General features: G+C 46.9%; 6 protein-coding genes. All 6 read right to left on the bottom strand.

Annotation, left to right across the window (positions count from 1 at the left end):
• Positions 1-490, bottom strand: a 490-nt coding sequence (locus AB4496_RS17955) for an ABC transporter substrate-binding protein (protein WP_372131527.1), incomplete at its 3' end; no start/stop codon positions are given.
• 1 nt (position 491) lies between these two features.
• Positions 492-1,445 carry a cobalamin biosynthesis family protein gene (locus AB4496_RS17950; protein ID WP_009848398.1) on the bottom strand — a complete coding sequence of 318 codons (954 nt, stop codon included), beginning with the start codon at positions 1,443-1,445 and terminating at the stop codon, positions 492-494.
• A gap of 10 nt (positions 1,446-1,455) precedes the next feature.
• The gene (mtnN, locus tag AB4496_RS17945; RefSeq protein WP_017100512.1) at positions 1,456-2,151 is read right to left on the bottom strand and encodes a 5'-methylthioadenosine/S-adenosylhomocysteine nucleosidase; all 696 of its coding nucleotides are present in this window, start codon (positions 2,149-2,151) and stop codon (positions 1,456-1,458) included.
• A gap of 127 nt (positions 2,152-2,278) precedes the next feature.
• On the bottom strand, positions 2,279-2,707 hold the full coding sequence (locus AB4496_RS17940; protein WP_102257734.1) for a DUF1499 domain-containing protein: 429 nt from the start codon (positions 2,705-2,707) through the stop codon (positions 2,279-2,281).
• A 169-nt stretch (positions 2,708-2,876) separates the two neighbouring features.
• Positions 2,877-4,289, bottom strand: coding sequence for an FAD-dependent oxidoreductase (locus tag AB4496_RS17935; RefSeq protein WP_009848402.1), 1,413 nt, complete (start codon positions 4,287-4,289; stop codon positions 2,877-2,879).
• 16 nt (positions 4,290-4,305) lie between these two features.
• Positions 4,306-8,769 carry a glutamate synthase large subunit gene (gene gltB / locus AB4496_RS17930; RefSeq protein ID WP_102257733.1) on the bottom strand — a complete coding sequence of 1,488 codons (4,464 nt, stop codon included), beginning with the start codon at positions 8,767-8,769 and terminating at the stop codon, positions 4,306-4,308.
• Positions 8,770-9,267: the final 498 nt, after the last annotated feature.

Below are 9,267 nucleotides of genomic sequence, written 5' to 3'. Positions count from 1 at the left end.
GTCTCAACGCGTTGAGCTGCTCTCTGTATTGTTGAGCGTTATTTTCGCCAATACTTGGATCGCTTGCGAATTGGCTAAGTTGCTCAATATTGGTCGCGATGTTATCTAGGCTCTTGGTTTTTGAGTAATAAATATTAAAACCAAATTGCTCCAGTTTCGCGAGTTCTCTGGGCGGGTTTCCAGCTGGCCATGCGAGAATGAGATCCGGTTGCAGGGCGATGATCTTCTCAACCTTGATGCCTTGGTAATTCGCCACTTTCTCTAGCTTGTCAGCTTGTAGTGGATAATCACTTCGCTCACTCACCGCAACAAGCTTATCACCTAAACCAGCGCTGTATGCGAGTTCAGTGGCATGAGGAGCAAGGCTAACCACACGTTGAGCAGGTTGAACTTTTTCTGAAATCAGTAGTGCTTCTTCTGCAAATGATAAAGGCAGCCATAAGCTGGAAGACAAAATAGTAAGGCTTGTAACAAGTGCTGATGGTTTCACTCTAAATCCCTTGGTGAACAAATAGTAAGATTAGGCTTTGTAAAAATATCCAGATAGCGATGCGACCAAACAGCAGTTTTTGAACTTGAGACAAGTGCAGGGCTGAAGGAGCGATTCTGCCGCCTAATTTTGCTCGAATAGCTTTGGTGTTGTCGTAAATCGCAGGGCCGCCCAGTGACAGCTCAAGCTTGTTGCCGACAGCAGTAATCAACCATGCTGGGCCGGGCAATGGCCAAGATCGACTCTGAACGAGCATCATCTTGAATGTGTGAGACGCTTTATCACCACATACAATCATTAAGGCAAACAATCGCATCGGTATAAATTCTAAGATAGCGACGATCTTGATTGCCGTTGATCCAAATGGAGAGAACTGCTTACGGCTTGGTGACCACGCTCGCGCTAATTCGACAATCAGGCGATACATTAAAGCTGCAATTCCACCACCAATGGCGTACCAGAATAAAACACAAACCACATTACGAGCGTAACCCATGATGATAGTTTCAGCAGCGGCTTTGCCAAGCCCAAGTGATGACAATGATTCAGTTTGACGATTAACAATCGGCGCCAATAACTGACGAGCCGTGGCTTTATCTTCTCGGCCAAGTGCTTTGATCAACTGATTTGCCAACTTTTCATTGTTACGCCAATCAATAGCGAGTAACAACAGCGCTAATTCAAACAGTTGTGATTGCCAAACCAGTGGCTGCAGTGCCAATAGAATAACCAGAGCCGGTAAAACCATTAACCCCCAAGCTAAAGTGCCTGAGATTAAGCTTTGGGAATAATTTTGATTGTTATTAACCTTGGTTGCTAAAAGTTCAGCAAACTTATGCCATAAGGTCGTGGGATGTGCGGCATGGGGGATAGGTAAAATTAAATGAAAAAGCAGTGCTCCCCACATTACAAGGAGCACGCCATTTGCAAATACCTGATCAAACAGTGTTTGCATGTCTAGTCGCTTACTTTAGTAGGGCAACCATCTTGATAACCATCTCAGAAGAGCTTTGCGCTGCAAGTGGCAGGAACTCTTCGAAGCTCATTGGTGATTCTTTGTCTGCAACGTCAGAGATTGCACGAACAACCACGAATGGTACTTGGAATTGGTGACAAGCTTGAGCGATAGCCGATGCTTCCATCTCTACAGCAACTACTGATGGGAAGTGCTTGCGGATGAACGCTTGGCGTTCTGCTGTGCAAACAAATGCGTCGCCAGTACAGATAAGGCCGCGAACGGCGTGCTTATCTTCCATTTGTGCTAGAGCTTGTTCAGCAACAGCCATCAGTTTGTCGTCAGCTTTGAACGCTGCTGGTTGACCTGCCATTTGACCAATTTCGTAACCGAAAGCTGTTACGTCTGCATCGTGGTGACGAACTTCAGTAGAGATAACCACATCGCCAAGGTTTAGCGTTGAATCAAAACCGCCAGCAGAGCCAGTATTTAATACTACATCTGGTTGGTATTCGCTTAGCAGGATTGAAGTACCAACAGCCGCTGCTACTTTACCAATGCCTGATTGAAGCAAAACAACGTCAACACCATTTAGCTGACCAGAGAAAAAGGTACAACCGCCTTTATTAACTTCAGTAATGTCTGAAATTGCTGCTTTTAGGATCGCAACTTCTTGCTCCATTGCGCCAATGATGCCGATTTTCATGTGTAGTCTCTTAATAAAAATTATTTAAACAGTAGAGCGAAATTGTAACATGGAAGAGAAGTGTCGAGCGACTGCCCAGAAGCACTTCTCATCCGAATACAGACGATTTATCTGTGTATTCTTTTATCTATTTGATTAAGCCTTCGCTTTTCAAGCTAGCACGAAGTTGATCCGCTCGTTTTCGGTTGACGCCAAAGTCAGAATGGCCAGTGCGAGACTCTGAACGCACGATCAGTTTGCCATCAGTGATCTTAAGCTCTAAGTCATCGACAAAGCGCATGATGCGAGAGGTACATTCAACACGCAGGTAATCTTCTGTTTTGCTCGCGGTTTTCGAACCTGGTAAGGTCAGCGCAACCTGCTCAATCGCATCTAAGTTTGCTGAATCTGATAACTCAAACGCGGCCAATGCATGCTGCTCACGGTCATCTTGAGTTGATACGCAGTTTGGTTTGTCTCCACAAGGTGATGAAGTTCTGTCTTTCATGTCCGTGATTCCTTGGCTGCAAGCGGTTAAAGTCAAAAGAGATAGAGAAAGGAGAGCGGCTTTTTTCATCGTGATTCCTATGATGTTGTTTTTGTAGTTCTCGCTATTGGTTCTTTTGCGATTGTTCTACTTATTTATCGTTGTGCTTGTTATCAAACGTATCGAATTGAAAAAAGGATCCATCATTGGATCCTTTTTTATAGTAACGAATTGAGTAATAAAGAAAACCCTATATCAATCACACTTCTAGGTAGTCCAAGATCCCTTCTGCGGCTTTACGGCCTTCATCGATAGCGGTTACCACTAAGTCAGATCCTCGAACAGCATCGCCACCGGCAAATATCTTGCTGTTGGTGGTTTGGTATTGAAACTCTTGTTTGCCGGGAGCTTTGATACGCCCCCATTGGTCGAGCTCTACACCAAATGGTTCTAGCCACTCCATTGCATGAGGTTGGAAACCAAATGCCATGATCACGGCATCAGCCTCAAGAACATGCTCACTGCCTTCAACCGGTTCAGGACGACGGCGGCCTGCCTCATCTGGTTCACCCAAGGCTGTTTTCACCACTTTTACGCCAGTCACATGACCGGATGAATCGGTTTCCAGTGCTAATGGTTGAAGGTTGAACATGAACTTCACGCCTTCTTCTTTCGCATTCTTCACCTCACGGCGAGAGCCCGGCATATTGGCTTCATCTCGGCGGTAAGCACAGACAACATTAGCTGCATGTTGGCGAATCGAGGTTCGGACACAGTCCATGGCTGTATCACCACCACCAAGCACAACCACTTTTTTGCCTTTCATGTCGATGAATGGCGTTGGGTTATCCAGCTCCATGACCTTGTAGGTGTTGGAAACAAGAAATGGTAGGGCATCATAAACGCCCGGTGCTTCTTCGTTGTCTAACCCAGCACGCATATTTTTATAGGTGCCGACACCCAAGAAAACAGCATCATAGTCATCGACCAGTTGTTGCAGTTGAACATCTTTACCGACTTCGGTATTCATCTTAAATTCCACGCCCATTCCACTAAAGATACGGCGACGGTTTTCCATGATGCCTTTCTCAAGCTTGAACGATGGGATACCAAACGTCAGCAGGCCACCGATCTCGGGGTAGCGGTCAAATACCACGGCCTTCACACCGTTTCGAACTAAGATATCAGCGGCAGCAAGACCTGCTGGGCCAGCCCCGATGATCGCGACCTTTTTGTCGGTCCATTCAACGTGAGACATGTCTGGCTTCCAGCCCATCTCAAACGCTTTGTCATTGATGTATTTTTCAATGTTGCCGATGGTTACTGCGCCGAAATCATCATTGAGGGTACAAGATCCTTCGCACAGTCGATCCTGAGGGCAAACTCGTCCACACACCTCAGGTAAGCTGTTGGTTTGGTGGGACAGTTCAGCCGCTTCGATAATGCGTCCTTCATTGGCAAGCTTAAGCCACTGAGGGATGTAGTTATGAACAGGACATTTCCATTCACAGTAGGGGTTACCACAGTCTAAACAGCGGTCGGCCTGTGCCTTAGCTTGTTGTTTCGTGAAAGGTTCGTAGATCTCTACAAACTCAATCTTACGTATCTTGATTGGTTTCTTCGCTGGGTCTACGCGATTCACATCAATAAATTGGTATACATTCTGGCTCATGATTGGCTCCTTCCAATTATTGCGCTTGAACACGAAGTTCAGCAGAGCTGCGGCTTTGGTGACCGAGCAAGGTGTTGAGATCCGCCGTCTTCGGCTTCACTAGGTAGAACTTTGGAATCCATTCATCAAAGTTCGCCAGAATAGCTTCAGCGTGTACTGAGCCAGTCTCTTCTAAGTGCTCTGCAATCAAGCCGCGCAGGTGTTCTTGGTGGATAAATAGGTCAGACAGAGAAAGTGCTTCGACCGACTCGTTGTTTACACGGCCTTGGAAGTCTTCATTCTTGTCCATCACATAAGCAAACCCACCTGTCATACCGGCGCCGAAGTTCACTCCGGTTGCGCCAAGAATGGCAACAATACCACCGGTCATGTATTCACAGGCATTGTCACCTGCACCTTCAATCACGGCAACGGTGCCTGAGTTACGCACGCCAAATCGTTCGCCTGCAGTACCTGCTGCAAATAGCTTGCCTCCGGTCGCACCATACAAACAAGTGTTACCTATGATGGTCGCTTCGTTACAAACAAATGCAGTGCCTTGGTGAGGTTTGATAACCACCTTACCGCCCGCCATGCCTTTGCCGACATAGTCATTGGCATCACCTGTCAGATATAGCTCGACGCCTCCGGCGTTCCAAACTGCAAAGGATTGGCCTGCTGTACCATCGAGATACAACTTAATTGGTGAGCCAGCCATACCTTGGTTACCGTAACGTTTGGCAATTTCACCAGAGATACGAGCACCAATCGAGCGATCGGTGTTGATCACGTTGTAGTAAAGGCTGGTGGATTGACGTTTCTCAATCGCATCAATTGCATCATCAAGGATCTGTTGGTTGAGCTGAGCCTTATCAAATGGTGCGTTTGGCTCGGTCCAAAACAGTGGGTGACCTTCTGGAGATACTGGAGCTTCGAGTATTGAAGAGAGATCCAGTTTGCTCTGTTTCGCAGTGAGGCCTTGAACGGCTTCAAGCAAGTCAGTACGACCAATCAGATCAGTAAGTTTCTCTACGCCAAGTTCTGCAAGGTACTGGCGAACTTCATCGGCTAGGCCGGTAAAGTAGTTCACCACCATGTCTGGCAGGCCTTTGAAGTATTCACGGCGTAGTGTTTCATCTTGAGTCGCAACACCCGTTGCACAGTTGTTTAGGTGACAAATTCTTAAGAACTTACAACCCATGGCGACCATTGGTGCGGTACCAAAACCAAAGCTCTCTGCACCTAAAATCGCGCCTTTAATGACGTCGAGGCCGGTTTTTAAACCACCATCGACTTGCAGACGGATCTTATGACGAAGTCCGTTGGCAACTAGTGCTTGTTGAGTCTCGGCTAAGCCAAGCTCCCAAGGACAACCTGCGTATTTCACTGAAGTCAGCGGGCTTGCCGCGGTACCACCGTCGTAACCGGAGATCGTAATCAAGTCGGCATAAGCTTTCGCTACACCCGTAGCAATGGTGCCTACACCCGGTTCAGATACTAACTTTACTGAAACCAAGGCTTTAGGGTTAACTTGCTTAAGGTCGAAAATCAGCTGCGCCAGATCCTCGATAGAATAAATATCGTGATGTGGAGGAGGAGAGATCAGAGTCACGCCTTGAACTGAGTATCTCAGCTTAGCGATTTCTGCCGTGACTTTATGGCCCGGTAGTTGACCGCCTTCTCCTGGCTTCGCACCTTGTGCGACTTTGATTTGTAAAACATCCGCATTGGTTAAGTAATGTGGCGTCACACCAAAACGACCGGAAGCTATCTGCTTGATACGGGAGTTACGATCAGTACCAAAGCGTCGTGGATCTTCACCACCTTCACCAGAGTTGGAGTAACCACCCAAGCGGTTCATCGCCATGGCCAGTGCTTCGTGCGCTTCTGGGCTCAAGGCACCAATCGACATGGCTGCCGAGTCGAAGCGTTTAAAGAGATCGCTACTTGGCTCGACTTGTTCTAGTGGCAGAGGTTGATCGGCTTTTTTGAGGCTCATTAAGTCGCGTAGCATAGCAGCAGGACGAGCATTAACTTGCTTCGCAAAAGATTGATAATCTGAGGTTTCACCTGTCTTTACGGCGGTTTGCAAGGTACTGACTACATCTGGGTTGTACGCGTGGTATTCGCCGCCATGTACATATTTGAGTAAGCCACCATGTTCCAGTGGTTTACGCTTAGTCCATGCTTTACGAGATAGATTATAGATATCTTGTTGGAAGTCGCTAAAGCTAGCGCCTTGGATACGAGTCGTTACGCCACGGAAACACAAATCAACGACATCGGTATGTAAGCCGACCGCCTCAAATAACTGCGAGCAGCGATACGAAGCAATTGTCGATATACCCATCTTCGACATGATCTTATACAGACCTTTGTTGATGCCGTTTTGGTAATTTTGCAATGCAGTGCGATAGTCTTTATCTAATGAACCCTCGTCCAACATTTTGCCCAGAGCTTCATAAGCGAGATACGGGTAAACCGCGGTTGCGCCGAAGCCAAGCAGTACGGCAAATTGGTGTGGGTCACGTGCGGTTGCTGTTTCAACCACGATGTTAGCATCACAACGCAGGTTGGTGTCTGCAAGTCTAGTTTGCACCGCACCGACCGCCATGGCTGCCGGAACGGGTAGCTTACCTTTCTCTAAAGCTTTGTCTGAAAGCACAACCAAAACGGCGCCGTCACGTACATCTTGAACCGCACGATCACACAAGTCGTTGATGGCTTGTTCGAGATCTTTTTCTGCTGGGTCATAGTGCATGCTAAGAATCGTATGGCCATAATGCTTTTGATTTAACTGCAGAAGTTGCTGCATATCAGAATAAAGCAGAACGGGTGAATCAAACGTCACACGGTAAGCATGCCCATCGGTTTCACAGAACACATTCATCTCTTGGCCGATGCTGGTTGCCAGAGACATAACGTGTTTTTCACGCAAAGGGTCAATCGGTGGATTGGTTACTTGAGCAAACTTCTGACGGAAATAGTCGGTAATGAGGCGCTCTTTCGAAGACAGTACTGCCATTGGTGTATCGTCGCCCATCGAGCCGACCGCTTCTTGTCCCATGTCACCGAGTACGCGCAGTACTTGGTCTGACTCTTCGTTGCTCATTGCAAACTGTTTTTGATAGGTCTTTAGGGTGTCATCATCAAAATTACGCTTACCGACTTGGTCATCTGCTAGTGCGGAAAACGGTGTTAATTTGTGAACGTTTTTATCCATCCACTCTTTATATGGGTGACGGCCTTTAAGATCATTGTCGATCTCGTTCGACTGCCATAGCTTACCGCGACGCGTATCAATAACGAGCAGTTCACCAGGGCCAACACGTCCTTTCTCTGCCACTTCGTCTGGCGCATAATTCCAGATACCGACTTCAGAAGCCAAGGTGATTAGGTTGTCTTTTGTGATCACATAGCGAGCAGGGCGTAATCCGTTTCTGTCGAGGTTGCATGCAGCATAACGGCCGTCAGACAGTACGATACCCGCAGGACCATCCCACGGTTCCATGTGCTTGGAGTTGAAATCGTAAAAGGCACGAAGCTCAGGATCCATGTCTGGGTGGTTTTGCCAAGCGGGCGGCACAAGCATACGCATCGCTCGGAACACATCCATACCACCGGCAAGGAATAGATCGAGCATGTTGTCTAAGCTTGAGGAGTCTGATCCTGTCTCATTCACAAAAGGTGCGGCCGTTTGTAAATCGGGCAGCAGCGGTGAAGAGAATTTATAGGCACGAGCCTTGGCCCATTGGCGGTTACCCTCAATGGTATTGATCTCACCATTGTGCGCCAAATAACGGAATGGTTGAGCCAATGGCCAACGCGGTTGTGTGTTAGTTGAGAAACGCTGGTGGAACAGACATATTGCTGATTCCATACGTAAGTCAGCAAGATCGAGGTAAAATCGCGGAAGATCGGCGGGCATACACAAGCCTTTGTAGACCATGACTTGAGTCGACAGGCTACAAATATAGAAATCTTTGTCTTCGGTAATCTGCTTTTCAATTCGACGACGAGCGATGTATAGGCGTCGTTCGATATCGCGTTCACGCCAACCCGCAGGGGCCGAGATAAACACTTGCTGAATATTGGGAACAGAATCTTTGGCGATTGGGCCTAATACGTCGGTGTTGGTTGGCACGATACGCCAGCCCGCTACGGTTAAAGTCTCTTGAGCGAGCTCTTTATTGACGATGTCTTGCGCCGATTGCGCTTTGATTGGGTCTTGGCTGAAAAAAATCATGCCGACAGCGTATTGCTTGCCGAGCTTGAAGTTATTCTCTTCAGCAATAATTCTGAGATAAGAGTCGGGCTTCTGTAGCAATAAGCCACAGCCATCTCCGGTTTTACCATCCGCAGCGATACCACCACGGTGTGTCATGCGATCGAGGGCTGAAATAGCAGTTCGTACCAACTTATGACTCGGTTGGCCTTCCATTTGCGCTATTAAACCAAATCCACAGTTGTCTTTTTCAAGACTAGGATCATATAGAGCCATTGCAATTCTCCCTTTTGCTTCGCTGTCATCCAGACAGTAAATGACTAACTATTCATGTACTTGTTATTTTTTATGAACTTGTTCTTATATAAACTGATAGTTTGTTTTTAGCTAGCTAAAACGTTATTGGTTGTGTTAACAAAACCGATTGGTTTTATTTTCATCAGCTTTACAACGTATAGCTAATTGTGTTTAAGGTCAAGTTCATGGTTAATTATCATGTGTAAACGCGATTAGCCACGTAATAATCTAAAATAGTCGATGAAGATCAATGAGATATAAAAGCTAGATGTTAACGGGATTTAACATGCACTGCTGGAGTGATTGAGAAAGAGTGGAAGGCCAGATAGAAAAAAGGCTAGCATCGAGTGCTAGCCAAATATAAAAGTTAGGAAGGGTGTTGCTTTTTCCCTAGGCTAACGTCAACGACATTAGCCCGAGAAATATTATGCGGAAAGCATGAGTGAATCAGCTTTCGCTTCTAAGTTTGAGTTACCC

Source organism: Vibrio sp. 10N.222.46.A1 (assembly GCF_041473595.1).
Lineage (GTDB): Bacteria > Pseudomonadota > Gammaproteobacteria > Enterobacterales > Vibrionaceae > Vibrio > Vibrio tasmaniensis_A.
The sequence above is the reverse complement of the archived record's forward strand: the minus strand, read 5'-3'. Positions and strand labels throughout refer to the sequence as shown.

Bases quoted from the DNA above. Each gene is read 5' to 3' on its own strand.
- AB4496_RS17950 (WP_009848398.1), bottom strand. From the start codon at position 1,445: ATGCAAACACTGTTTGATCAGGTATTTGCAAATGGCGTGCTCCTTGTA.
- mtnN (WP_017100512.1), bottom strand. From the start codon at position 2,151: ATGAAAATCGGCATCATTGGCGCAATGGAGCAAGAAGTTGCGATCCTA.
- AB4496_RS17940 (WP_102257734.1), bottom strand. From the start codon at position 2,707: ATGAAAAAAGCCGCTCTCCTTTCTCTATCTCTTTTGACTTTAACCGCT.
- AB4496_RS17935 (WP_009848402.1), bottom strand. From the start codon at position 4,289: ATGAGCCAGAATGTATACCAATTTATTGATGTGAATCGCGTAGACCCA.
- gltB (WP_102257733.1), bottom strand. From the start codon at position 8,769: ATGGCTCTATATGATCCTAGTCTTGAAAAAGACAACTGTGGATTTGGT.